The following is a 23,709-nucleotide window of genomic DNA, read 5'->3' as shown; positions in this document are numbered from 1 at the left end:
CTCATGAGCGTCACATCTATGCGTAATGCCCGTATGCACCAACTCAAGATCGCAGCCCTGCTGCTGTGCGCCATCACCGCCGGCGGCCAAGCCCTGGCGCAGGACGCCAAGCCGAAAGGTTTCACGCCGCCGGTCCCGGTAGGCCAGACCAGCAACACGCCGATCGACTCGATCGCCGTGGTCGTCAACGAAGACGTCATCACCCGCCGCGAACTGACCGAGCGCGTGAAGACCGTGGTGCAGCGCATGAAGGCGCAGAACGTGCAGCTGCCCGGCGACGCCGACCTGCAGCGCCAGATCCTGGAGCGCATGATCGTCGAACGCGCCCAGCTGCAACTGGCCAAGGAGATGGGCGTGCGGGTGGACGACAACCAGCTCGACCGCGCCATCGCCCGCATCGCCGAGCAGCAGAAGCTGACCGTGCAGGACATGCGCAACCAGATGGAAAAAGAAGGCATCACCTTCGCCGCCTTCCGCGAGGAGATCCGCGAAGAGATCATCATGCAGCGCCTGCGCGAGCATGAGGTGGACAACAAGGTGCAGATCTCGGACGCCGAAGTGGACGCCCAGCTGGCCGCCGAAGCGGCCATGGCGGCCGAGCAGTTCGAGATGAACATCTCGCAGATCATGATACGCATCCCGGAAAACGCCTCGCCGGAAGTGATCGCGCAGAAGAAAGCGCGCGCCGACGAAGTGATGCGCCAGCTGCGCACCGGCGCCGATTTCGCCAAGATGGCCGCCACCTACTCCGACGCCGGCGACGCGCTCAAGGGCGGCGAAGTGGGCTGGCGCAGCGCCGACCGCCTGCCGCCGCTGTTCGCCGAAGCGCTGGAAAAGCTGAAGCCGGGCCAGGTCACGCCGGTGATGAAAAGCGTGGGCGCCTTCCACATCCTGAAGCTGACCGAAAAGCGCAGCATGGCCGAAGCGCAGGCCGCGGCCGCCGTCACGCAGACGCGCGCGCGCCACATCCTGATCAAGGTCACGCCCACCACCAGCGCGGCCGACGCCAAGCGCAAGCTGGAAGACCTGAAGGAACGCCTGGACAACAAGGCCGCCAAGTTTGAAGACCTGGCGCGCCTGCAGTCGAACGACACCTCGGCCGCCAAGGGCGGCGACCTGGGCTGGCTGATGCCGGGCGACACGCTGCCGGAATTCGAAGCGGCCATGAACGGCCTGAAGATAGGCGAAGTGAGCACGCCGGTGGAAACCAGCTTCGGCTACCACCTGATCGAAGTCCTGGAGCGCAAGACCGACGACCTGTCGAAAGAGAAGCAGCGCACCGCAGCCCGCAACGCCATCCGCGAACGCAAGACCGAGGAAGCGGCGGAAGACTGGCAGCGCCAGGTGCGCGACCGCGCCTACGTCGAGTACCGCGGCGACGACCTGAAATAAGAAAGGGGCAGACTCGATGAGCGCCACTCTGCAATCCTGGCGCCCGCGGGTGCGCCCATCGGGAACCCGGCCCGCCATTGCCGTCACGGTAGGCGAGCCGGCCGGCATCGGCCCGGAAATCTCCATCCGCGCCGCCTGGGCCATGCGCAACGAAGTCAATTGCGTGCTGCTGGGCGACGCCGCCTTCCTGGCCATGACGGCCAGCTACATCGACCCCGCCATCCGCCTGTCCGCCCTGTCGCTGCAGGCGGTGCGCAACGGCGGCCTGCCGCACTTCGGTCCCGGCGCCATCAGCGTGATCGACGTGCCGCTGGCGGCCCACGTGGCGCCCGGCACGCTGGACAAGGAAAACGGCCGCGCCGTGCTGGCCACGCTGGACGCCGCCATCGAAGGCGTCGCCGCCGGCTGGTTCGAAGCGGTGGCCACCGCCCCGCTGCAAAAGAGCACCATCAACGACGCCGGCGTGCCCTTCTCCGGCCACACCGAATACTTCGCCGGCAAGACCGGCGCCGCGCAAGTGGTGATGCTGCTGGCCGGCCAGCCGCTGCAGGCGATGCCGCCCGCCGGCGAGGCCGCGCCGCCGGCTCCGCCGCCGCTGCGCGTGGCCCTGGCCACCACCCATCTGCCGCTGAAGGACGTGGCCGGCGCGCTCACGGTGGAAGGCCTGGGCGCCACGCTGGACATCATCGCGCACGACCTGAAGACCAAGTTCGGCATCGCCGCGCCGCGCATCCTGGTGGCCGGCCTGAACCCGCACGCGGGCGAGAACGGCTACCTGGGGCGCGAAGACCTCGACGTGGTGGCCCCGGCCATCGCGGCGGCGCAGGCGCGCGGCATCGCCGCCACCGGCCCCTATCCGGCCGACACCCTGTTCCAGCCCAAATACCTGCAGCACGCCGACTGCGTGCTGGCCATGTACCACGACCAGGGCTTGCCGGTGCTCAAGTACGCCACCTTCGGGCGCGGCGTCAACATCACGCTCGGCCTGCCGCTGATACGCACCTCGGTCGACCACGGCACCGCGCTCGACCTGGCCGCGCAAGGCCTGGGCCGTGCCGACTGCGGCAGCATGGAGGAGGCCATCGCCACCGCGCGCCGCATGGCGGACGCGGTGCAAGCCGGCTTGCCCAACAGCGGCGTCCGCGCCTAATCACTGAAAAGAAAAACATGAAACACATCGCACGCAAACGCTTCGGCCAAAACTTCCTGCACGACGACAACGTCCTGTCCAGCATCACCGAATCGATCAATCCGCGCGCCGGCGACGCCATGGTGGAAATCGGCCCCGGCCTGGCCGCCATGACGGACCAGCTGCTGCGCTCCCTGCCGCATATGCACGTGGTCGAGCTGGACCGCGACCTGGTGGCGCGGCTGGAAAAGAAATACCCGCGCGAGAAGCTGACCATCCACTCCGGCGACGCGCTCAAGTTCGACTTCGGCAGCATCCCGGTGCCGGAAGGGCAGAAGCTGCGCGTGGTCGGCAACCTGCCGTACAACATCTCCAGCCCGCTGCTGTTCCACCTGGCGGACTTCGCGCCGCAGGTGCAGGACCAGCATTTCATGCTGCAAAAGGAAGTGGTGGAGCGCATGGTGGCCGAGCCCGGCAGCAAGGTCTACGGCCGCCTGTCGGTGATGCTGCAGTGGCGCTACCAGATGGACCTGCTGTTCGTGGTGCCGCCGGAAGCGTTCGACCCGCCGCCGAAGGTGGAGTCCGCCATCGTGCGCATGATCCCGGTGGCCCATCCGCTGGCCTGCGACCGCGAGACGCTGGAAGCGGTGGTGCAGAAAGCCTTCTCGCAGCGCCGCAAGGTGATCCGCAACTGCCTGTCCGGCATGTTCACCGAAGAGCAGATCAAGGAAGCCGGCATCGACCCCACGGTGCGCCCGGAAACCGTCGCGCTGGAGCAGTACGTCGCCCTGGCCAACCTCCTCAAGCCCGCCTAAGCCCCAAGTCCCCACCCCTTTTTGGGGTTTTGGCATTGTTTTTTGCGGGCAAAAAAAAGCCCGCTCAGGGAGCGGGCTAAATCCAATTCTTTGGGAAGAAATGGAGGAGACAGGTGCATTATGCTGCGCCGCAGAATATATCGCCAATTTATTTTGGCGATACCAGTTATTCTCCTCCTGAATGACGCCTTACTTCGGCACGCAGGTCAGCACGATGTTAGCGCGCGGAGCCGTGCCCATCAGGTCGCTGCCGTTGGTGACCGTGCAGCGGATGGTTTCCGGCTTGGGAGAGATATCAAGCACCGTTACGCCGTAGGGCTGGCCGGTCGGGATGGCTGCCGGGAAGGTGAAGTTGAGGCTGTCCTTGGTCAGCACCACGGTGCCGCCCGTGCTGCCGTTGGTCAGCGTGACCACGGTGTCGTTCAGGATGCTGCCGGCCGTGATGGTGCCGCCTATGGTGTAGGTCTTCTGGGTGCAGATCACGCTGGCCGAGATGGTGGCGGTGCGGCCTGCCGAGCCGGCGCCGTTGACCACGCTGCAATCCATATTGGCGGGCGGGGTCAGCACCTTGATGTCGTACTCGGTGCCGTAGGAAATGCTGTTGTTGAACTTGAACGTGGTGGCGCCCACCGGGATCGTCAGGGTGTCGCTGCCGTTTTGCAGCACCAGGCCGCTGTTGGCCACCGGTTGCGGCACGCCTTGGCTGGTGACGAACACGCCGGTCACGTCGAACGACGCCTTGCCGCCGCAGGCGCTCAAGGCCAGCAGCAGGGCCGCCGCGGCGGTAGTGCGTACAGGAAATACTTTCATTTTATGCTCCAGGCTTATTTGCAGGTGACGGCGACGTCGTGTTTGGCGCCGATCGGCATGATGCCGTTGCCGTTGGCGACGGTGCAAGTCTGGCCGGTTGGCTGCTTGAGCACGCTGACGCCGTAGGGCGCGCCGTTCGCTACCTGGGCAACGAAGGTGAAATCGGTGGTGCCGGGCAGCGGGGCCACGGTGGCGTCGCCGTTGGCCAGCACCAGGCCGCTGCCGGTCAGGCCGCTGATCGAGCCGCCCAGCGGATACGGGTCGGTGGTGCAGCTGATCACCGTGGTGCTGTAGGTGTAGTAGTTGATCTTGTTCTTGTTGCTGCTCGGGGTGCAGACCTGGCCCACCGGGCTCTTGTCGACCTTCACTTCAAACGGCGTGTCCGGGGCCAGCAGGTCGGGGAAGGCGAAGTTGCTCGGCGTGCCGTCGATGACCAGCTGCTTGCCGCCATTGCTCAGGATCAGGCCGGCACGGTTCAGGCCGAGGATGCTGCCGCTGACTGGCAGGCTGCCGCTGTCGCTGCCGCCGCAAGCGGCCAGTGCACTGGCCAACACCAAGGCTGCGCCGCAACGCGAGGTCAAACTATTCATAAAACTCTCCAGATACTAAATAAGTACTAAGGTAAGGAAGGCCGGGCCTTGCGGCGGCGGATGCGTAAGGCGCATGCGGCGCCTATTTTAGTGCATCCGCCAGCGGCAACTTGTAACAGCTTGTGACTTTGGCATGGCGAAACCGGCTATTGTACTTGCGTCACGCTGCACACGGAGCGCTTGCCGCTGATCTGGCAGCGGTTTTTTATTGCGCCGTGCCGGTCGTGCACGGTAACGGTCCACTCGCCGGGGCCGCCGCGCTCCATGGCCATGAAGCCGAAGCCGCCTATCCAGCTGCTGAATTGCTCGGCCACGGCGCCCGGCGCCGGGCTGACGCCGGCCGGCAGCCGGGCCGGCAGCGGCGCCATGTCCTCGGCCGTGCCGGAGAAGCCGGCCACGAACTGGCTGGGATGCGGGCTGGAAAAGCTGAGCTGCTGCCACAGGTGCACATGGCCCGACAGCAGCACCTGCACGCGCTCGGGCAGCAGCAGGGGATTGAGCGAGCCGAAGCTTTGCTGCAGGCCGGCGTCGCCCAGGTGCCAGTCGAGCTGGCCGTCCGGCTTGAGTTCGGCGCCCACGCCCAGGATGGGGTGGTGGGTCACGGCCAGGTTCCACGGCGCCTGCCGCGACAGCGCGTCCAGGCGGCGGTAGGTGGCGCGGTACTGTTCGTAGCCGGCGTCGCCCGGCTTCAGGCCCTTCCAGGTGGTGGCGGCGGTGTCGGCCACCAGCAGCTGTGCGCCGCCGCCCAGGGGCACGGCGTAGGGATCGCTGTAGTTGCCGGGCGCGTCGCCGGCGTTGTCGCGCGCCGGGTCGACGCAGTCGCGGCCGCTTTGCAGGGGACGCGGGTCCAGCAAACGCCACCAGCCCTGGCCGGCGCGCTCGCAGCTTTCGTGGTTGCCGCGCGCCACCACCCAGGGCGCGGCGGCCAGCAGCGCCGCGCCGGGGCGGAAGAAGTCCTCGCGCCAGGTGTCCCAGCCGTAGCCGTGCGGGCTGCCGGCGCAGCCGGCCTGGCTGGCAGGGCAGGGCGATTCGCGGTAGTGGTAGTCGCCCACGTGCACCACCAGGTCGGGCTTCCACGCGGCGGCGGCGGCGGCCACGGCGGCGAAGGGATAGGCTTGCGGGTCGTTGCAGTCCTGGTATTCATTGCCGCTTTTCTTCAGGCGGCAGCCGGTGTCGCCGATGACGACGATGCGGCGCGGCTGGTCGCGCGGCAGCGGCAGGGACACGGAGTAGGCCGGCGCGGGTGCGCCCGTGCTGGTGACGCTGGCGGTGGCGGCGCCGGGCGGCAGCGCCGCCTCGCACACGCGCAGCGGGAAGGCCGAGGGCTGGGCGTCCTCTTTGGCCGAGTTGGCGCGCAGCGGCAGCGTGGCGGGCGCGGCGCGCAGCGCCATGGGGCGGCTGGCGCCGTCCACCACGAGAGCGGGGCAGGCGGGCGCGTCCAGCACCACGCGCGCCACGGCGCCGCCGTCGCCCATCAGCACATAGGCGGCAAAGCCGTCCGGCAGGGCCTGCGGGGCCTTGTCCGGGCGCTGGACCAGGGGGCCGGCGCAGGCGGCCAGCAAGGCCAGGGGCGCCAATGAGAAGGGGGCGGACAGTTTGGACAAGGGGCGCTCCGTGTGGACAATCCATTAATTTAACATGCTCCCCCAGCCGCCGCAGCCGTGCGACAATATCGGCATGACAGCCCGCCCGCCCCTGAAAGCCATTCTGTTCGATCTGGACGATACCTTGTGGCCGATCGCGCCCGTGATCGCCCAGGCCGAAGTGACGCTGCACGCCTGGCTGGCCGAGCACGCTCCGCGCGTGGCGCAGCAATTCTCCATCGAGGAGCTGCGCGCGCGCCGCATGGCGCTGCTGGCCTCCCGCCCCGAGCTGCACGTGGACCTGGCCAGCCTGCGCCGCGCCGGCCTGCAGGCCGCGTTTGCCGAGCTGGGCGAGGACGAGCGCCACCTGGACGGCGCCATGCGCCACTTCTCGGCCGCGCGCAACGCCGTCAAGCTGTACGACGACGTGCTGCCCGGCCTGCTCAAGCTGAAGCAGCGCCTGGTGCTGGGCACCATCACCAACGGCAACGCGGACCTTGAAGTGGTCGGCATGGCACACCATTTCAAGGTGTCGCTGGCGGCCGCGCATTTCGGCCGCGCCAAGCCGGCCCCGGACATTTTCCTGGCCGCCTGCGCGGCGCTGAATGTGGCCCCGGCCGAGGCGGTTTACGTGGGCGACGATTTGAAACTGGACGTGGAAGGGGCGCAGCGCGCCGGCCTGCGCGCGGTGTGGATGAACCGCAGCGGCAGCGACGCCCACCTGGCCGCCGGCATCGCGCCGGACGCCATCTGCGCCACATTTGACGAACTTCTGGACTGGCTGGAAAACCAGCTGGCATATTGATGCCCTGCCTGCGCGCGTCTGCGTGCATAATAAGATCATGCAACTCGATATCCGTGCCCAAACCCTGCTCAAAGCGCTCGTGGAGCGTTACATCGCCGACGGCCAGCCGGTAGGCTCGCGCGCGCTGTCGAAAATTTCAGGGCTGGACCTGTCGCCGGCCACCATCCGCAACATCATGGCGGACCTGGAGGAGCTGGGCTATGTGTCCAGTCCGCATACCTCGGCCGGGCGCATCCCCACGCCGCGCGGCTACCGCATCTTCGTCGACACGCTGCTGACCGTGCAGCATATCGACGAAAGCTCGGTGGAAGCGCGCATGCGCCTGCCCAGCCAGCAGCCGCAAAAACTGATCGCCAACGCGGCGCAGATGCTGTCATCGCTGTCCCAGTTTGCCGGGGTGGTGATGGCGCCGCGCCACGAGTCGGTGTTCCAGCAGATTGAATTCCTGCGCCTGTCGGAAAAGCGCATCCTGCTGGTCATCGTCAGCCCGGCGGGCGACGTGCAGAACCGCATGCTGCTCACCGACGTGGACTACACGCCGGCCCAGCTGGTGCAGTCGGCCAACTACATCAACCAGCACTACAGCGGCCTGGCGCTGGAGGACGTGCGCGGCCGCATGCAGGGCGAGCTGCGCCAGCTGCAGACCGATATGGGGCGCCTGATGCAGGCGGCGGTGGAGGCCGGCAGCGAGGCCATGGCCGGCAGCACCGACGACATGGTCATTTCCGGCGAGCGCAACCTGCTGTCGGTGAGCGACCTGTCCTCGAACATGAGTTCGCTGCGCCAGATGTTCGACATGTTCGAGCAGAAAACCGGGCTGATGCAGCTGCTGGACGTGTCCAGCAAGGCTTCCGGCGTGCAGATTTACATCGGCGGCGAGTCCAACCTGGTGCCGATGGATGAGATGAGCGTGGTGACTGCGCCTTACGAGGCCAACGGCAAGATCGTCGGCACCCTGGGCGTGATCGGGCCGACGCGCATGGCGTATGAACGCGTGATACCGATCGTGGATATTACCGCCAAATTGCTCTCGAATGCGCTGAGCAACCATTGATTGGCGGGTTACGCGCTGCGCGCTAACCCGCCCTACGGGCAGCTTGGGATTGCGTAGGGCGGGTTAGGCGGCACGCCGTAACCCGCCAAATTTTATTGCTTGTGCGGGCACTCGGTCTTGACGCAGTTGCCGTAGATGGCCAGCGCGTGTTCGGCGATCTTGAAGCCGCGCGCTTCGGCGATGCTTTGCTGGCGGTGCTCGATTTCCTCGTCGAAAAATTCTTCCACGCGGCCGCAGTCCAGGCACACCAGGTGGTCGTGGTGCGAGCCGGCGTTCAGTTCGAAGATGGCCTTGCCGGTCTCGAAATGGTTGCGGTTCAGCAGGCCGGCCTGCTCGAATTGGGTCAGCACACGGTAAACCGTTGCCAGGCCAACATCCATATTATCGGCCAGCAGGATCTTGTAAACATCCTCCGCGGTCAGGTGGCGCACCGGGCTATTCTGGAAAATGTCGAGGATCTTCAGGCGCGGTAAAGTCGCTTTCAGGCCGCTTGCCTTCAGGTCGGTTGGGTTGTTGCTCATGTTTCTTACTCGTGTGTGGGACAATGTGCTTTATCATATAGTGTTTTGGCACTTCCGCTCAATCGATTTGAGGTCATTTATGCGCATCACCCAGGCTATACCGCAGTCCCTGTTGCACAGTATGAAACGCCGCACGCCCCTCGTGGCGGGTGCGATTTGCCTCGCGCTGTCCGTTTCCGGTTGCGCCTCGCTCAGCACGCTGGGCGAGAAGAAGGCCGACCTCAAAGTCGAAGATAACGCGGTCGTGGCCGGCAAAGGCGCCCAGGTCCGCAGCATTTCGCAACTGCAGAAGTTCATGTGGTTCTTCTCGCCTTACCGTCCGGACATTCAGCAGGGCAACTTCATTTCCCAGGAAATGCTGCAGCAGCTCAAGCCGGGCCAGACCCGCGACCAGGTGCGCTTCATCCTCGGCACGCCGCTGCTGCAGGACATCTTCCACGCGGACCGCTGGGACTACCCCTTCCGCCTGGCGCGCGGCAATGGCGAGACCATAGACAGCACCGTGGTGGTGTATTTCAAGGACGGCAAGGTCGACCGCTTCGAAGGCGGCAACCTGCCCACCGAACAGGAATACATCGCGCTGATCGCCGGCCCTGCCAAGAACGCCAAGCAGGCGTTGAAGGACCAGAACAAGGGCGTGTCGCCAAGCTCGGCGCCGCTGCCGGCCGGCACCGACTCCGGCGCCGGCGCACCCGTGCCGGTAACGCCGAAAATCGAATCGAAATAAGGACAGAAGTTAGGGCTATTGATGACTGAACTGAACATTGCAATCGTGGGCGCGAGCGGCCGCATGGGCCGCATGCTGATCGAAGCCGTGCAGGGCACGCCGGAAGTGCGCCTGTCCGGCGCGCTGGACCGGGCGGACTCGCCCAGCCTGGGCCAGGACGCCGCCGCCTTCTCCGGCAAGCCGGCCGGCGTGGCCATCGTATCCGACCTGGCCAAGGGCCTGGCCGGCGCGGACGTGCTGATTGACTTCACCCGTCCCGAAGGCACGCTGGAGCACCTGGCCTACTGCGCCGAGCACGGCATCAAGATGGTGATCGGCACCACCGGCTTCGACGAGGCCGGCAAGGCCGCCATCGCCGAAGCGGCCAAGAAGACCGCCATCGTGTTCGCGCCGAATATGAGCGTGGGCGTGAACGTCACGCTCAAGCTGCTGCAGCTGGCCGCCAAGAACCTGAACATGGGCTACGACATCGAGATCATCGAAGCGCATCACCGCCACAAGGTGGACGCGCCGTCCGGCACAGCGCTGAAGATGGGCGAAGTGGTGGCCGAGGCCCTGGGCCGCGACCTGAAGGACTGCGCCGTGTACGCCCGTGAAGGCGTGACCGGTCCGCGCGATCCGTCCTCGATCGGTTTTGCCACCGTCCGCGGCGGCGACATCATCGGCGACCATACCGTGCTGTTCGCGGCGGACGGCGAGCGCATCGAGATCAGCCACAAGTCCAGCAGCCGCGTGTCCTACGCCAACGGTTCGGTGCGCGCCGCGCGCTTCCTGGCCGACAAGTCCGTGGGCTTGTTCGACATGAATGACGTGCTGTCGCTGAACTGACGATGGACGACCTGGAGAACCACTTCAGCCTGGGGCGCTATTGGGCGCAGGGCGACGCGCTGAGCCACGCGGTGGCTTATGTGCTGCTGGCGATGTCGCTGGTGAGCTGGTACTTCATCCTGTCCAAGGCCTTTGCCTCGTGGCGGGTGCGGCGCAGCGCGGACGCGGTGGAGGCGTTCTGGAACGCGCCCACCATGGGCGACGGCGTGGCCCTGCTGGATGCGGCCGATCCGGAGCGCGTCTACCTGCCGCTGGCGCAGCAGGGCGCGGCGCAGGTGGATATGGTCAGCAAGCGCACGCTGGCGGGCGGCATGGACCATGCGGAGCAGGTGACGCGCGTGCTGCGCGGCGCCATCCACCGCTCCACCATCAAGCTGGAAAGCGGCCTCACGCTGCTGGCCTCCATCGGCTCCACGGCGCCCTTCGTCGGCCTGCTGGGCACCGTATGGGGCATCTACCACGCGCTGTCGGCCGTTTCCAGCCACGGCACGGTGCAGATCGACAAGATCGCCGGCCCCGTGGGCGAGGCGCTGATCATGACCGGCATCGGCCTCATGGTGGCGATCCCGGCGGTGCTGGCCTACAATGGATTCAACCGCGTGAACCGCCTGACGCTGTCCGAACTGGACGCGTTCGCGCACGACCTGCACGCCTACCTGACCAGCGCCGAGCGCGCCCGCGGTTGAGCTGATCGAGGAATCCGCATGGCCTTCGGCGCATTCAACCACCACCGCCAGAAAGAAGCGATGTCCGACATCAACGTCACGCCCATGGTGGACGTGATGCTGGTGCTGCTGGTGATCTTCATCCTCGGCGCGCCGGCCTTCACCAGCGCGGTCAAGCTGGACTTGCCCAAGGCGCAGGCGGCGCAGCCGCAGCAGCCGGCCGCCACGGTGACGGTGGCCATCGACGGCGCGGGCAAGATGTACTGGAACAATGAAGCGGTCACGCAGGCCGTGCTCGAGCAGCGCCTGGCCGAAGCGGCGCGGCTGGAGGTGCAGCCTGAACTGCAGCTGCGCGCAGACAAGGACACCCGCTACGAAATCGTGGCGCAAGTGATGGCGGCCGCGCAGACGCGCGGCCTGAGCAAGATGGGTTTCGTTACCGACCCGAAGGAAAACAAATAATGGCTACCGCAGAACTGAACGGCGCAGCGATCAAGGATTTCGACAGCTTCCACGCCGAATGCAAGGCCGCCTTTGGCTTTCCCGATACCTACGGCAATACCATCGACGCCTGGATCGACTGCCTGAGCTATGTGCGCGACGAAGACGGCATGACCAAGTTCCACCTCAAGCCGAACGAAGTGCTCGACATCGTCATCAAGGATTCCGCCGCCATGAAAGCGGCCGTGCCCGACCTGCTGGAAGAAATCACCTTCTGCGTGGGCGGCATCAACGAGCGCTACGAAGACTACGGCGAAAAGCCGGCCCTCAAGCTCACGCTGCGCTGATGGCGGAGCTCGGCGGGTTGCGCACTGCGTGCTAACCCGCCCTACGCATGGCTTGCGCCTGCGAGTCCGCAACCCGCCGGGCTTGCGAGTTCCGCAACCCGCCGGGTTACGCATGGTATGCGCCCTGCGCGTTCCGTAGGGCGGGTTAGCGCCGCAGGCGCGTAACCCGCCGGGCGCCGCCGCTAGCCCTGCTCTCCAGGCGCCAGCGTCAGCACGTCATAACCGGTCTCGGTGACCGCCACCATGTGCTCCCACTGCGCGGACAGCGAACGGTCCGCCGTTACCACGGTCCAGCCGTCCGGCATTTCGCGCGACTGCGGCTTGCCCGCGTTGATCATCGGCTCGATGGTGAACAGCATGCCGGGCTGCAGCACCATGCCGGTGCCGGGCTTGCCGTAGTGCCGCACTTCCATCGATTCGTGGTACACCAGGCCGATGCCGTGTCCGCAATAATCGCGCACCACGCTGAAGCCGGCCGCTTCAGCCACCGTCTGGATGGCGTGGCCCACGTCGCCCAGGGTGGCGCCCGGTTTCACCGCGCGTATGCCGGCCCACATGGACTGGTAGGTCACGTCCACCAGGCGCTCGGCCTGCTTGGAGGGCTGGCCCACGTAGTACATGCGGCTGGTGTCGCCGTGCCAGCCGTCCTTGATCACCGCCACGTCGATGTTGATGATGTCGCCGTCGCGCAGCACGCGCTTGGGCGAGGGGATGCCGTGGCAGATGACTTCGTTGACCGAGGTGCAGACGGTGGCCGGGAAGCCGCCGTAGCCCACATTGGCCGGGATCACCTGCTGCACTTTGACGATGTAGTCGTTGCAGATCTTGTCCAGGTACTCGGTGGTGACGCCGGCTTTCACGTGCGGGCCTATCATGGTCAGCACGTCGGCGGCCAGCTGGGCGGCCACGCGCGCCTGGGCGATCTGCTCCGGGCTCTTGATGAGGATTTCGTCGCGCTTCTTACGCATGGTGCCTCCGCTGCGCAATCGGCGTGGTGGCGACCGCGTCGGCCAGCGAGGGGCCGTCCTGCGCGGCGCGCAGCAGCATCTGGCAGATGTCGCTGTAGCGCAGGTCGGGATTGGTTTCGGCCAGCATGCCGATGCGCAGCCAGTGCTCGGCCTGCGCGTTGATGGAGCGGCTCAGCGCGCCGCTCGCCACACGCAGGTTTTCATGCATCTGGTCTGAAATTTTTACGATACCCATGAGGCATACTTTCATATATGGTTTGTATATGAAACGTATATTATCATGGATGGCGCCCTCCTGCCTAGCGCACGTCCTCGAGCTTGAAGACGGGGTTGTAGATCAGGCCCAGCACATTGCCGAAGGGATCGTTCAGCTCGGCCACCTTGATGCCTTCGCCCACGTCCTGGATGGCCGAGTGCTCGGTGGCGCCCAGCGCCAGGATGCGCGCCACGTCGGCCTCGATATTGTCCACGCCCCAGTACACGCGGCTGCCCGCCGTGCCGGGCACGCCGTCCGGCACCAGGCCCAGTTCGAAGCCGCCGACGGCGTAGCCCGCGTAGAAGGGCTGGTCGAAATACGGCGCCGCGCCGAACACGCTGCTGTACCAGGCCTTGCCCCGCTCCATGTCCGGCACCGGATAGATGGCGGTGCGCAGTCCTTTGATCATCTTGTTCTCCTTGAAATGTTGGCGATGGCTGCATCTTGCCATGCCCGCAGCGGCCGCGATTGGAAAAATGGAATCAGCGCAGGAAGCTTTCCGGCGCGCCGCCGGAAAACTCCTGGAAGTCGTGGATCAGATGGGACTGGTCGAAATAGCCGCAGTCCAGGGCCAGCCCGGCCCAGTCGGGCGCTGCGGCCTGCGCCAGCGCGCCGGTGGCGCGGCGGAAGCGGCTGATGCGGGCGTACATTTTCGGCGTCAGGCCCACCCTGGCGCGGAACTGCGCCGCCAGGTGCTGGCGCGACACGCCCAGGCCATCGGCCAGGGCCTCGATGCGCAGGGCGCCGCCGCTGCCGTCGATGGCGTGCAGCGCCGCGGCCACCAGGGCGCCGGCCGGAGAGGCCGCCGCGCCGCCTAGCCCGGCCAGGCGCGCCATCAGATGGCGTTCTATCAGGGCTATGCGCCGCCCTTCGTCCAGCGCGCCGCCCCACAGGCCGTCGGCCAGGCGGTCGGCGTCGCTGCGGCCCCACAACAGGTCCAGTTCGGTGCGCCGGTCGGCCAACTGGTGCAGGGGCAGGGCGGGCTGCAGGAACAGGCCGGCCGCGCCGGGCCTGAAGCGCACCGCCACCGTGCGCACGGTCTGCCCGGACGCCACGTGGATGGCGCGCGTCATCATGCCGACGGCAAAGGCCGGCGCGCCGGTGTCCTGCCACAGGATGTCGATGCAGTTGTCCGGCAGGACGCGGTGCGAGACCGGGCGGCCGTCCCGCGCCACCCCGCCGGACGCGCTTGCCCACAGGCACGCGACATACGGGCGCAAGGCTGGGTGGGGCGGAAATTCCTTATAGTGCATGCTGTTATAATGACCGGTTCATATCCACCAATATTTCATACTGGCCGCACACATCATGCAAGATAAATATAGTCCCGCCGACGTTGAAAAAGCCGCCCAATCCCACTGGAAGGCGATTGATGCCTACAAAGCGGTAGAAAACGACCCACGTTTCCCTAAAGGCAAGTACTACGCTTGCTCGATGCTGCCTTACCCTTCGGGCAAGCTGCACATGGGCCACGTGCGCAACTATACAATCAACGACGTGATGTACCGCTACCTGCGCATGAACGGCTACAACGTGCTCATGCCCATGGGCTGGGACGCGTTCGGCATGCCTGCGGAAAACGCGGCCATGGCCAACAACGTGCCGCCGGCGCAGTGGACGTATTCCAATATCGCCCATATGCGCGAGCAGATGGAATCCATGGGCCTGGCCATTGACTGGTCGCGCGAAATGACCGCGTGCAAGCCCGAGTACTACAAGTGGAACCAGTGGATGTTCCTGAAGATGCTGGAAAAAGGCATCATCTACAAAAAGACCGGCACCGTGAACTGGGACCCGATCGACCAGACCGTGCTGGCCAACGAGCAGGTGGTGGACGGCCGCGGCTGGCGTTCCGGCGCGCTGATTGAAAAGCGCGAAATCCCGATGTACTACGCCCGCATCACCGACTACGCCGACGAGCTGCTGGAATACGTGGACACCAAGCTGCCGGGCTGGCCCGAGCGCGTGCGCACCATGCAGACCAACTGGATCGGCAAATCGACCGGCGTGCGCTTCGCCTTCCCGCACGAGATCAAGGACGCCGACGGCAACTTGATCCAGGACGGCAAGATGTTCGTCTTCACCACCCGTCCCGACACTATCATGGGCGTGACCTTCTGCGCCGTCGCCGCCGAGCACCCGCTGGCCACGCACGCCGCGCAGAACAATCCTGAGCTGCAGGCCTTCATCGCCGAGTGCAAGATGGGCTCCGTGATCGAAGCCGACATGGCCACGATGGAGAAGAAGGGCATGCCGACCGGCCTGTTCGTCACCCATCCGCTGACCGGCGAGCAGGTCGAAGTCTGGGTCGGCAACTACGTGCTGATCACCTACGGCGACGGCGCCGTGATGGGCGTTCCTGCGCACGACGAGCGCGATTTCGCCTTCGCCAACAAATACAATCTGCCGATCAAGCAGGTCATCACCACCGCCGCCAACCCGGCGTTCTCCAGCACCGAGTGGCAGGAATGGTATGGCGACAAGGAAGTGTCCATCGTCACCAACTCGGGCAAGTACGACGGCCTGAACTACGCCGCCGCTGTCGATGCGGTTGCCGCCGACATGGAAGCCAAGGGCCTGGGCGAGAAGAAGATCACCTTCCGCCTGCGCGACTGGGGCATTTCGCGCCAGCGCTACTGGGGCACGCCGATCCCGATGATCCACTGCGCCGACTGCGGTTCGGTGCCTGTGCCGGAAAAAGACCTGCCTGTCGTGCTGCCGGAAGACTGCGTGCCGGACGGCACCGGCAACCCGCTGAACAAATACGAAGCCTTCCTGAAGTGCGACTGCCCGCAGTGCGGCAAGCCTGCGCGCCGCGAAACCGACACCATGGACACCTTCGTCGATTCGTCGTGGTACTACATGCGCTATACCTCGCCGGGCGCGAACGCCATGGTTGACGAGCGCAACGACTACTGGATGCCGATGGACCAGTACATCGGCGGCATCGAGCACGCCGTGATGCACTTGCTGTACGCACGCTTCTGGACCAAGATCATGCGCGATTTCGGCCTGGTGAAGTTTGACGAGCCTTTCGTCAACCTGCTGACCCAGGGCATGGTGCTGAACGAGACCTACTACCGCGAAGACGCGGCAGGCAAGAAGACCTGGTACAACCCGGCCGACATCAATCTGACCACCGACGACAAGGGCCGCCCGCAAAGCGCGCTGCTGAAGGACGACGGCCAGCCGGTGAACATCGGCGGCACGGAAAAGATGTCCAAGTCGAAGAACAACGGCATCGACCCGGCCGCGCAGATCGAGCAGTACGGCGCCGACACGGCCCGTTTGTTCACGATGTTCGCCTCGCCGCCCGAGCAGACGCTGGAATGGTCCGGCTCCGGCGTGGAAGGCGCGAACCGCTTCCTGCGCCGCGTGTGGGCGTACGGCTACGCGCAGAAGGCCCGCATCGAAGCGGCGGGCTCCACCGGCGCCGTGTCGGCGGCCGTGGCGGGCGACGCGCAGAAAACCCTGCGCCGCGAACTGCACAAGATCCTGCAGCAGGCCGACTATGACCTGAAGCGCATCCAGTACAACACCGTGGTGTCGGCCTGCATGAAGATGCTCAACACCATGGAGTCGGCCAAGCTGGACGACAGCGCGGAATCGAACGCCGTCGTCTCCGAAGGCTACGCCATCTTCCTGCGCCTGCTGAACCCAGTGGCGCCGCACATCACCCACGTGCTGTGGGAAGAGCTGGGCTACGGCAAGGCGATGGGCGACCTGCTGAACGCGCCGTGGCCGCAAGTGGACGCCGCCGCGCTGGAGCAGTCCGAGATCGAGATGATGATACAGGTGAACGGCAAGCTGCGCGGTTCGGTGAAAGTGGCCAAGGGCGCCGACAAGGCCGCCATTGAAGCCGCCGCGCTGGCCGAGGAAAGCGTGCAGAAGTTCATCGAAGGCACGCCGAAGAAGGTCATCGTGGTGCCGGGCAAACTCGTCAACATCGTGGTGTAAGCATGAAGACCACCACCCATGTTCTGAAACGCGGCGCCGGCGCGCTGCTGGTGGCGGCGGCGCTGGCCGGTTCGCTGTCGGCTTGCGGCTTCCATCTGCGCGGCTCGGGCGGGCACTACACGCTGCCTTTCCCGGCCATGTATGTGGGCCTGCCGGAGTCGTCGCCGCTGGCGATTGACCTCAAGCGCAATATCCGCGTCAACGGCAATACGGTGGTGGTGTCCGACCCGGCCCAGGCCGACGGCGTGATCGAGGTGCTGACCGACCCGGAAAAAACCCGCACCAAGACCATTCTGTCCCTGAACAAAAATGGCCGCGTGCGCGAGTACCTGCTGGCCTACACCATCGTGTTCCGCGTGCGGGACAAGCTCGGCAACGAGCTGCTTGCGCCGACCAGCATCAGCTTGAATCGTCCCATCACCTTCGACGAAACCCAGCTGCTGGCGAAGGAGCAGGAAGAGGCGCTGCTGTACAAGGACATGCAGACCGACCTGGTGCAGCAGATGATGCGCCGCATGGCGGCCATCAAGCCGGTGGCGGCATTGTCGCTGGCGCCTGCGGTGCCGGTGGCGGCGCCCAAGGAATAAACGGATGAGTAACAACGTATGCAACTGAGGCTGGAAGCGCTGGACGGGCATTTGAGCAAGCCGCTGGCGCAGCTCTACGTCATCACCAGCGACGAGCACCTGCTGGCGCTGGAAGCGGCGGACAAAATCCGCCGCAGCGCGCGCGCGCAGGGCTATTCCGAGCGCGACGTGCTCACCGTGGAGCGCAGCTTCAAGTGGGGCGAGCTGCTGGCGGCGAACCAGGCCTTGTCCCTGTTCGGCGACAAGAAGCTGATCGAGCTGCGCATCCCGACCGGCAAGCCGGGCAAGGACGGCGGCGCGGCGCTGCAGAATTACGTGAAGGATTTAAGCCCGGACAACCTGACGCTGATCACCCTGCCCAAGCTGGACTGGCAGACGCAGAAGGCGGCCTGGGTGGCCAGCCTGCAGCAGGCCGCCGTGTACATCGACATTCCGAATGTCGAGCGCGCGCAGCTGCCGGGCTGGATAGGATCGCGCCTGGCCGCGCAAGGCCAGAGCGCGGACCGCCAGAGCATAGACTTCATCGCCGACCGCGTTGAAGGCAATCTGCTGGCGGCGCATCAGGAGATACAGAAACTGGGCCTGCTGCACGAAGCGGGCAAGCTGGCATACGAACAAGTGCATGACGCGGTGCTGAACGTGGCGCGCTATGACGTGTTCAAATTGAGTGAAGCGATGCTGTCCGGCGATCCCGCGCGGCTGGTGCGGATGCTCGAAGGCTTGAAGGGCGAAGGCGAAGCGCTGCCGCTGGTGCTGTGGGCGGTGTCGGAAGAAATCCGCACGCTGCTCAAGCTCAAGGCCGGGATGGCGCAGGGACGGCCGCTGGGCGCGCTGCTCAAGGAGTACCGCATCTGGGGGCCGAAGGAACGCATGATGGAACCGGCGCTGCGGCGCGTGTCGCTGCCGCTGCTGGAAGCTGCGCTGCAGGAAGCGGCGCAAATCGATAAGATGATCAAGGGCCTGCGCGCCAAGGCATACGCGGGCGACGCATGGGACGCAATGCTGCAGCTGGCGCTGAAGGTGGCGCGCGGCTAGTTGTGGCGGCCGGGTTGGCTACGATCCGGCATGGAGCACGCTAACACGCAGGGCGGGTCAGGCGCGCAGCGCCGTAACCCGCCGGAACTGAACGGGACTGAAATGGACATCACGCAGTACATGGAACAAGTGGGCCGGCAGGCGCGCCTTGCATCGCGCGCCATGGCCCGCGCCGACAGCGCGCAGCGCAACCGCGCGCTGCTGCTGATCGCCGACGCGATCGAACGCGACGCGGCCGCCCTGCGCGCCGCCAACCAGCTGGACCTGGACGCGGCCGCCGCCGCCGGCCTGGCGCCGGCCCTGCTGGACCGCCTCACGCTGTCCGACAAAGCCATCGCCACCATGGTCGAAGGCCTGCGCCAGATCGTGGCGCTGCCGGACCCCATCGGCGAAATCAGCGGCCTGAAATTCCGTCCGAGCGGCATCCAGGTGGGCCAGATGCGCGTGCCGCTGGGCGTCATCGGCATCATCTACGAAGCCCGCCCCAACGTCACGGTGGACGCGGCCGGCCTGTGCATCAAGAGCGGCAACGCCACCATTTTGCGCGGCGGCTCCGAAGCCATCCACTGCAACCGCGCGCTGGCCAAGCTGGTGATGGAAGGCCTGCAAGGCGCCGGCCTGCCTGCGGACGGCGTGCAGGTGGTGGACACCACCGACCGCGCCGCCGTCGGCGCCCTGATCACCATGCCGCAGTACGTGGACGTCATCGTGCCGCGCGGCGGCAAGGGCCTGATCTCGCGCCTGATGAAGGAAGCCACGGTGCCGATGATCAAGCACCTGGACGGCATCTGCCACGTCTACATCGACGCCATGGCCGACATGAAGAAGGCGCTGGACGTGGCCTTCAACGCCAAGTGCCAGCGCTACAGCCCGTGCAACACCATGGAAACGCTGCTGGTGGCGCGCGCCATTGCGCCGCGGGTGCTGCCGGAACTGGCCAAGCTGTACGCGGCCGAGAAGGTGGAGCTGCGCTGCGATCCGGAATCCTACAAGATCCTGGAAGGCTACCCGCAGCTGGTGCGCGCCACCGAGGAAGACTGGGCGACCGAATACCTGGCGCCTATCCTGGCGGTGCGCGTGGTGGAAGGCATCGATGAGGCGATGGACCACATCAGCACCTGGTCGTCCAAGCACACCGAGTCCATCATCACCGAAGACTACAGCGACGCCATGCGCTTCCTGCGCGAAGTCGATTCCGCTTCCGTGATGGTGAACGCGTCCACCCGTTTCGCGGACGGCTTTGAATACGGCCTGGGCGCCGAAATCGGCATCTCGAACGACAAGCTGCACGCGCGCGGACCGGTGGGCCTGGAAGGCCTGACGTCGATGAAGTACGTGGTCTTCGGCCACGGCGAAGTGCGTAAATAAGAAGTAAATAACAAGGATCTCCATGCTCTGGGTAAAAGCGTTCCACATCCTGTTCGTCGTGTCCTGGTTCTCCGGGTTGTTCTACCTGCCGCGCATTTTCGTGAACCTGGCGCTGGAGAAGGAGAGCGTGAGCCGCGAGCGCCTGCTGCTGATGGCGCGCAAGCTGTACCGCTTCATGATGATGCTGTCGGTGCCGGCGGTGCTGCTGGGCGCGTGGCTGCTGTGGCTGCAGTATGGCGGCAGCGGCAGCTTCAAGATGCCGGGCTGGATGCACGCCAAGCTCACGCTGGTCATCCTGGCGATAGGCTATTCGCACGCTTGCGGCGCCATCCTGAAGAAGTTCGAGCGCGGCGCGAACACGCGCAGCCATACGTGGTACCGCTGGTTTAATGAAGTGCCGGTGCTGATGCTGCTGGCGATTATCATCCTCGTAGTTGTGAAACCTTTCTGAGAAAGCGAGCAGCGCATGAGCAAGACCTGCCAATACTACTTTGCCCCGCATTCGCCGTGGAGCTACCTGGGCCACGAGCGTTTCGTGGCGCTGGCCAAGGCGCACGGCGCGCAGATCGACATCCGTCCCTTCGATCTGGGCAAGGTGTTTGGCGTGTCCGGCGGGCTGCCGCTGGCCAAGCGCGCGCCGCAGCGCCAGGCTTACCGCCTGGTGGAGCTGGCGCGCTGGTCGGCATTCCTCGGCGTGCCGCTGACCTTGCAGCCGAAGTTCTTCCCGGTGTCGCCGGATGCGGCGGCCCGGCTCATCATCGCCGCGCGCCTGACGCACGGCGTGGACACGGCGCTGCAGCTGTCCGGCGCCATCATGCGCGGCCTGTGGGCGGAGGAGCGCAACATCGGCGACGAAGAGACGCTGGTGCAGATCGCAAACAGCTGCGGCCTGGACGGCCGCGCGCTGACCAAATCGTCGCAGACGGCCAGTGTGCAGGCCGAATACGACAAGAACACCGAAGCCGCCACGGCCGCCAATATTTTCGGCTCGCCGTGGTATGTGCTCGATGGCGAAAGTTTCTGGGGCCAGGACCGTCTCGATTTCCTCGAGCGGGCGCTGGCCTCGTGATGTACGCGCTGCGCGCAGGCGCAGCGTTTTTTTTAACGGATAAAAGGTACCCCTATGGCTTCCTATTTTTGCCCATGCCCGCGCGGCATGGAAGCGGCGCTGGCCGAAGAACTGACTGAAATCACGCAGCTGCCCGGCAGCACGCTCAAGGTGCACAACCAGGTGCCGGGCGGCGTGCACTGCTCCGGTTCGCTGGAGGATTCCTACCGCGTCAACCTGCACTCGCGCATTGCTTCGCGCGTGCTGATGCGCATGGCCGCCGGCGGCTACAAGAACGAGAACGACATCTACGACTTGACCCTGGAGCAGCCGTGGGAAGAGTGGTTCGGCGTGGACCACACCATCCGCGTGGATGTGACGGCGGTGAAGTCGCCGCTGAAAAGCCTGGAGTTCACCACGCTGAAGATCAAGGACGCGATCTGCGACCGCTTCCGCGACATGTACGGTTCGCGCCCGTCGGTGAACACCCGCGAGCCGGACATGCGCATTGTCGGCTTCCTGGACGCGCACCAGTACATCGTCTACCTGGACACCTCGGGCGAAGCGCTGTTCAAGCGCGGCTGGCGCGATGAAACGGGCGACGCGCCGCTGCGCGAAAACCTGGCCGCCGGCCTGCTGCGCGTGTCGGGCTGGAAGCCGGGCACGCCGCTGTTCGACCCCATGTGCGGTTCCGGCACCATCCTGTGCGAAGCGGCGCAGATGGTGCAGGGCATTCCGCCCGGCGCGCGCCGCCGTTTCGCCTTCGAGAAGTTCCACGACTTCGAGCAGGGCGCATGGATGGACATGAAAAACGCCATCAAGCCGAATCCGCTGCCGTCCGAGCCGACCATTTTCGGTTCCGACATCTCGGGCGACATGGTGGCCATGACGCGCCACAACCTGAAGTGCGCCGGCATCATGTTCGACATTCCGCTCAAGCAGATCGAGGCGCAGGAAGTGAAGGCGCCGACCGAGCAGCCGGGCATCCTGCTGACCAATCCGCCGTATGGCGAGCGTATCGGCGTGCGCGGCGACAGCACGCTGCCGGAAGATGAACTGGCGACTTCGTTCTACTCGGCCTTCGGCACCACGCTCAAGCAGCGCTTCGCCGGCTGGACCGCCTTCCTGTTCACGGCGGACCTGGGCCTGCCCAAGCTGCTGCGCCTGAAGGAAGCGCGCAAGACGCCGTTCTTCAACGGCGCGCTGGAATGCCGTTTGTTCCGCTTCGATATGGTGGCGGGCTACAACCGCCGCGAAGAAGCCAAGCCGAAAGGCTGATGCAAAGGCGGCCGCCGGCCCGTCCTGGCGGGTTACGGCGTGCCGCCTAACCCGCCCTACGCAATTAGCGAAATCCGTGAATCCGCGTAGGGCGGGTTAGCGGGGCGCAGCCCCGCTAACCCGCCAACCTCCGCCGCGAGACCGTCAATGTTCCCCACTCCGCCCGCCAACCTCCCGCCCGATCCGGTCGCCGAGATCCCCCCGCCTGAACCCAGCCACGCCAAACCGCTGAGCGCCTTCGCGCTGGCCATCGTGCTGGCCTCGCTGTCCATGCTGGGGCCGTTCTCCATCGACGCCTATCTGCCGGCCTTCCCCAACATCCAGGCCTCGCTGCACGCCACGCCGCTGGAAGTGCAGCAGACGCTGACGGCCTACATGCTGGCCTTCGCCGGCATGGTGCTGTGGCACGGCGCGCTGGCCGACGCTTTCGGACGGCGCAACGTGGTGCTGGTGTCGCTGGTGCTGTTCGCCATCGGCACCATGGGCTGCGCCGCCGCGCATTCGGTGCATTACCTGTGGTTCTTCCGCGTGCTGCAAGGCGTGTCGGCCGGCGCCGGCGTGGTGGTGGGCCGCGCCATCATCCGCGACCTGTATGCGGACGCGCACGCCGCGCGCCTGCTGTCCATGGTCACCATGATCTTCTCCATCGCGCCCGCCGTGGCGCCGGTGCTGGGCGGCGTCATCGTGAAGTACCTGGAGTGGCGCGCCATCTTCCTGTTCCTGTTCGTCTACACGGTGGGCCTGTTCGTGGTGTGCTGGCGCCGCCTGCCGGAAACGCTGCCGCCGTCCCGGCGCCAGCCTTTCAACCCGCGCTACCTGGTGCACAGCTATCGCACCATCCTGTCCTCGCCGCTGTTCCACCTGAAGTCCGGCGTGGTGGCCTTCAATTTCGCCGGCCTGTTCGTCTACATCACGGCGGCGCCGGTGATGCTGCCGCGCCACCTCGGCCTCGGGCCGGACCAGTTCGGCTGGCTGTTCATCCCGGCCGTGAGCGGCATTTTCCTCGGCGCGCTGGCGGCCAACCGCATCGCGGGCAAGATGAGTTTCGCGCGCCAGATCGGCGTCGGCTTCTGCTTCCTGATCACGGCCGCCACCTTCAACGTGGCTTACCATTTGTTTCTGCCGCCGTCGCTGCCGTGGAGCGTGGCGCCGCTGTTCTTCTACACCTTCGGCATGTCGGTGGTGGCGCCGGCCGCCACGTTGCTGGGCCTGGACCTGTTTCCCCACATCCGCGGCACGGTCGCTTCCTGCCAGTCTTTCGCCACCACGCTGCTGGGCGCGGTGGTGGCCGGCGCCATCGCGCCGGTGCTGTCGGACTCAGTGTTGTGGTTGGCCTACGGGCAGCTGGCCTTTACCGTGACGGCGCTTGCATTCTGGTTGACGGCGCGGCATTACCGGAGCATGCTTCTGACGCAATAAGCGGGTGGTAGTTATCGGCTGGAAAGTGTGATAAGTTTAGCGAGAAATTTATCTTGCCGATAAGTTATCTTAGTTGTTTATGCTAC

General features: G+C 65.8%; 26 protein-coding genes. 18 read left to right on the top strand and 8 right to left on the bottom strand.

All coding sequences use genetic code 11. The features are described 5' to 3' along the window. The first annotated feature begins 18 nt into the window (after positions 1–18). From GTP77_RS04580 to rsmA, 3 genes are read left to right on the top strand one after another with little or no spacing between them, the layout of a single operon-like run. On the top strand, positions 19–1,392 hold the full coding sequence (locus GTP77_RS04580) for a peptidylprolyl isomerase (protein ID WP_229202080.1): 1,374 nt from the start codon (positions 19–21) through the stop codon (positions 1,390–1,392). A 16-nt stretch (positions 1,393–1,408) separates the two neighbouring features. Further along, positions 1,409–2,542 (top strand): 4-hydroxythreonine-4-phosphate dehydrogenase PdxA, encoded by a 1,134-nt coding sequence (gene pdxA, locus GTP77_RS04575; protein WP_161070988.1) that lies wholly within the window; start codon positions 1,409–1,411, stop codon positions 2,540–2,542. Positions 2,543–2,559: 17 nt separating this feature from the next. Beyond that, the gene (gene rsmA / locus GTP77_RS04570) at positions 2,560–3,336 is read left to right on the top strand and encodes a 16S rRNA (adenine(1518)-N(6)/adenine(1519)-N(6))-dimethyltransferase RsmA (RefSeq protein WP_161070987.1); all 777 of its coding nucleotides are present in this window, start codon (positions 2,560–2,562) and stop codon (positions 3,334–3,336) included. Positions 3,337–3,525: 189 nt separating this feature from the next. On the opposite strand, the gene GTP77_RS04565 is transcribed toward rsmA, so the two are convergent. The 3 genes from GTP77_RS04565 to GTP77_RS04555 all read right to left on the bottom strand — a co-directional run bounded on the left by GTP77_RS04565 (position 3,526) and on the right by GTP77_RS04555 (position 6,340). Further along, positions 3,526–4,146: a hypothetical protein gene (locus tag GTP77_RS04565; protein WP_161070986.1), complete on the bottom strand. Its 621-nt coding sequence runs from the start codon at positions 4,144–4,146 to the stop codon at positions 3,526–3,528. Between the two features lie 14 nt (positions 4,147–4,160). Next, the gene (locus GTP77_RS04560; protein WP_161070985.1) at positions 4,161–4,736 is read right to left on the bottom strand and encodes a hypothetical protein; all 576 of its coding nucleotides are present in this window, start codon (positions 4,734–4,736) and stop codon (positions 4,161–4,163) included. 146 nt (positions 4,737–4,882) lie between these two features. Continuing rightward, entirely contained in the window at positions 4,883–6,340 is a 1,458-nt protein-coding gene (locus GTP77_RS04555; RefSeq protein ID WP_229202079.1) for a metallophosphoesterase family protein, read from the bottom strand. A gap of 73 nt (positions 6,341–6,413) precedes the next feature. Between GTP77_RS04555 and GTP77_RS04550 the strand changes: the two genes are divergently transcribed. After that, the gene (locus GTP77_RS04550; RefSeq protein ID WP_161070984.1) at positions 6,414–7,124 is read left to right on the top strand and encodes an HAD family hydrolase; all 711 of its coding nucleotides are present in this window, start codon (positions 6,414–6,416) and stop codon (positions 7,122–7,124) included. A 37-nt stretch (positions 7,125–7,161) separates the two neighbouring features. After that, positions 7,162–8,178 carry a heat-inducible transcriptional repressor HrcA gene (gene hrcA / locus GTP77_RS04545; protein ID WP_161070983.1) on the top strand — a complete coding sequence of 339 codons (1,017 nt, stop codon included), beginning with the start codon at positions 7,162–7,164 and terminating at the stop codon, positions 8,176–8,178. Between the two features lie 92 nt (positions 8,179–8,270). Here the strand turns inward: hrcA and fur are convergent, their stop codons facing one another. Beyond that, positions 8,271–8,699, bottom strand: a complete 429-nt coding sequence (fur, locus tag GTP77_RS04540) for a ferric iron uptake transcriptional regulator (protein ID WP_161070982.1) — start codon at positions 8,697–8,699, stop codon at positions 8,271–8,273. A 121-nt stretch (positions 8,700–8,820) separates the two neighbouring features. Here fur and GTP77_RS04535 point away from each other — a divergent pair, with 121 nt between their 5' ends. Genes GTP77_RS04535 through GTP77_RS04515 form a run of 5 tightly spaced genes read left to right on the top strand, consistent with a single transcriptional unit; the run spans position 8,821 to position 11,707 of the window. Beyond that, positions 8,821–9,426 (top strand): outer membrane protein assembly factor BamE, encoded by a 606-nt coding sequence (locus GTP77_RS04535; protein ID WP_228896803.1) that lies wholly within the window; start codon positions 8,821–8,823, stop codon positions 9,424–9,426. Between the two features lie 21 nt (positions 9,427–9,447). After that, a complete protein-coding gene (gene dapB / locus GTP77_RS04530; protein ID WP_161070980.1) occupies positions 9,448–10,254 on the top strand; it encodes a 4-hydroxy-tetrahydrodipicolinate reductase in 807 nt (268 codons plus the stop codon). Positions 10,255–10,256: 2 nt separating this feature from the next. Beyond that, on the top strand, positions 10,257–10,940 hold the full coding sequence (locus GTP77_RS04525) for a MotA/TolQ/ExbB proton channel family protein (protein ID WP_161070979.1): 684 nt from the start codon (positions 10,257–10,259) through the stop codon (positions 10,938–10,940). Between the two features lie 18 nt (positions 10,941–10,958). Beyond that, the gene (locus tag GTP77_RS04520) at positions 10,959–11,381 is read left to right on the top strand and encodes an ExbD/TolR family protein (protein ID WP_161070978.1); all 423 of its coding nucleotides are present in this window, start codon (positions 10,959–10,961) and stop codon (positions 11,379–11,381) included. Further along, positions 11,381–11,707 (top strand): barstar family protein, encoded by a 327-nt coding sequence (locus GTP77_RS04515; RefSeq protein WP_161070977.1) that lies wholly within the window; start codon positions 11,381–11,383, stop codon positions 11,705–11,707. Before GTP77_RS04520 ends, GTP77_RS04515 begins: the two co-directional genes overlap by 1 nt. 182 nt (positions 11,708–11,889) lie before the next feature. On the opposite strand, the gene map is transcribed toward GTP77_RS04515, so the two are convergent. The 4 genes from map to GTP77_RS04495 form a co-directional block, all read right to left on the bottom strand. Further along, a complete protein-coding gene (gene map / locus GTP77_RS04510; protein WP_161070976.1) occupies positions 11,890–12,675 on the bottom strand; it encodes a type I methionyl aminopeptidase in 786 nt (261 codons plus the stop codon). Next, the gene (locus tag GTP77_RS04505; RefSeq protein WP_161070975.1) at positions 12,668–12,910 is read right to left on the bottom strand and encodes a ParD-like family protein; all 243 of its coding nucleotides are present in this window, start codon (positions 12,908–12,910) and stop codon (positions 12,668–12,670) included. Before GTP77_RS04505 ends, map begins: the two co-directional genes overlap by 8 nt. Before the next feature lie 64 nt (positions 12,911–12,974). Continuing rightward, positions 12,975–13,340 carry a VOC family protein gene (locus GTP77_RS04500; RefSeq protein WP_161070974.1) on the bottom strand — a complete coding sequence of 122 codons (366 nt, stop codon included), beginning with the start codon at positions 13,338–13,340 and terminating at the stop codon, positions 12,975–12,977. A 73-nt stretch (positions 13,341–13,413) separates the two neighbouring features. Further along, positions 13,414–14,184, bottom strand: coding sequence for an AraC family transcriptional regulator (locus GTP77_RS04495; RefSeq protein WP_161070973.1), 771 nt, complete (start codon positions 14,182–14,184; stop codon positions 13,414–13,416). A 55-nt stretch (positions 14,185–14,239) separates the two neighbouring features. Between GTP77_RS04495 and leuS the strand changes: the two genes are divergently transcribed. The 8 genes from leuS (at position 14,240) to GTP77_RS04455 (ending at position 23,623) form a co-directional block, all read left to right on the top strand. Beyond that, positions 14,240–16,888, top strand: coding sequence for a leucine--tRNA ligase (gene leuS, locus GTP77_RS04490; RefSeq protein WP_161070972.1), 2,649 nt, complete (start codon positions 14,240–14,242; stop codon positions 16,886–16,888). A 2-nt stretch (positions 16,889–16,890) separates the two neighbouring features. Continuing rightward, positions 16,891–17,475, top strand: a complete 585-nt coding sequence (locus tag GTP77_RS04485; protein ID WP_161070971.1) for an LPS-assembly lipoprotein LptE — start codon at positions 16,891–16,893, stop codon at positions 17,473–17,475. An 18-nt stretch (positions 17,476–17,493) separates the two neighbouring features. Further along, positions 17,494–18,510 (top strand): DNA polymerase III subunit delta, encoded by a 1,017-nt coding sequence (holA, locus tag GTP77_RS04480; RefSeq protein ID WP_161070970.1) that lies wholly within the window; start codon positions 17,494–17,496, stop codon positions 18,508–18,510. Between the two features lie 102 nt (positions 18,511–18,612). Next, positions 18,613–19,878 carry a glutamate-5-semialdehyde dehydrogenase gene (locus GTP77_RS04475; protein WP_161071115.1) on the top strand — a complete coding sequence of 422 codons (1,266 nt, stop codon included), beginning with the start codon at positions 18,613–18,615 and terminating at the stop codon, positions 19,876–19,878. A 22-nt stretch (positions 19,879–19,900) separates the two neighbouring features. After that, positions 19,901–20,329, top strand: a complete 429-nt coding sequence (locus tag GTP77_RS04470) for a CopD family protein (protein WP_161070969.1) — start codon at positions 19,901–19,903, stop codon at positions 20,327–20,329. A gap of 15 nt (positions 20,330–20,344) precedes the next feature. Further along, positions 20,345–20,947 carry a 2-hydroxychromene-2-carboxylate isomerase gene (locus GTP77_RS04465; protein ID WP_161070968.1) on the top strand — a complete coding sequence of 201 codons (603 nt, stop codon included), beginning with the start codon at positions 20,345–20,347 and terminating at the stop codon, positions 20,945–20,947. 54 nt (positions 20,948–21,001) lie between these two features. After that, positions 21,002–22,204 (top strand): THUMP domain-containing class I SAM-dependent RNA methyltransferase, encoded by a 1,203-nt coding sequence (locus GTP77_RS04460; RefSeq protein ID WP_371869324.1) that lies wholly within the window; start codon positions 21,002–21,004, stop codon positions 22,202–22,204. 147 nt (positions 22,205–22,351) lie between these two features. Next, positions 22,352–23,623, top strand: coding sequence for a multidrug effflux MFS transporter (locus GTP77_RS04455; protein ID WP_161070967.1), 1,272 nt, complete (start codon positions 22,352–22,354; stop codon positions 23,621–23,623). Positions 23,624–23,709 lie beyond the last annotated feature (86 nt).

The organism is Pseudoduganella aquatica, assembly GCF_009857595.1.
GTDB classification, from domain to species: Bacteria; Pseudomonadota; Gammaproteobacteria; order Burkholderiales; family Burkholderiaceae_D; genus Rugamonas; species Rugamonas aquatica_A.
This window is presented reverse-complemented; position numbering and strand designations above follow the sequence as displayed.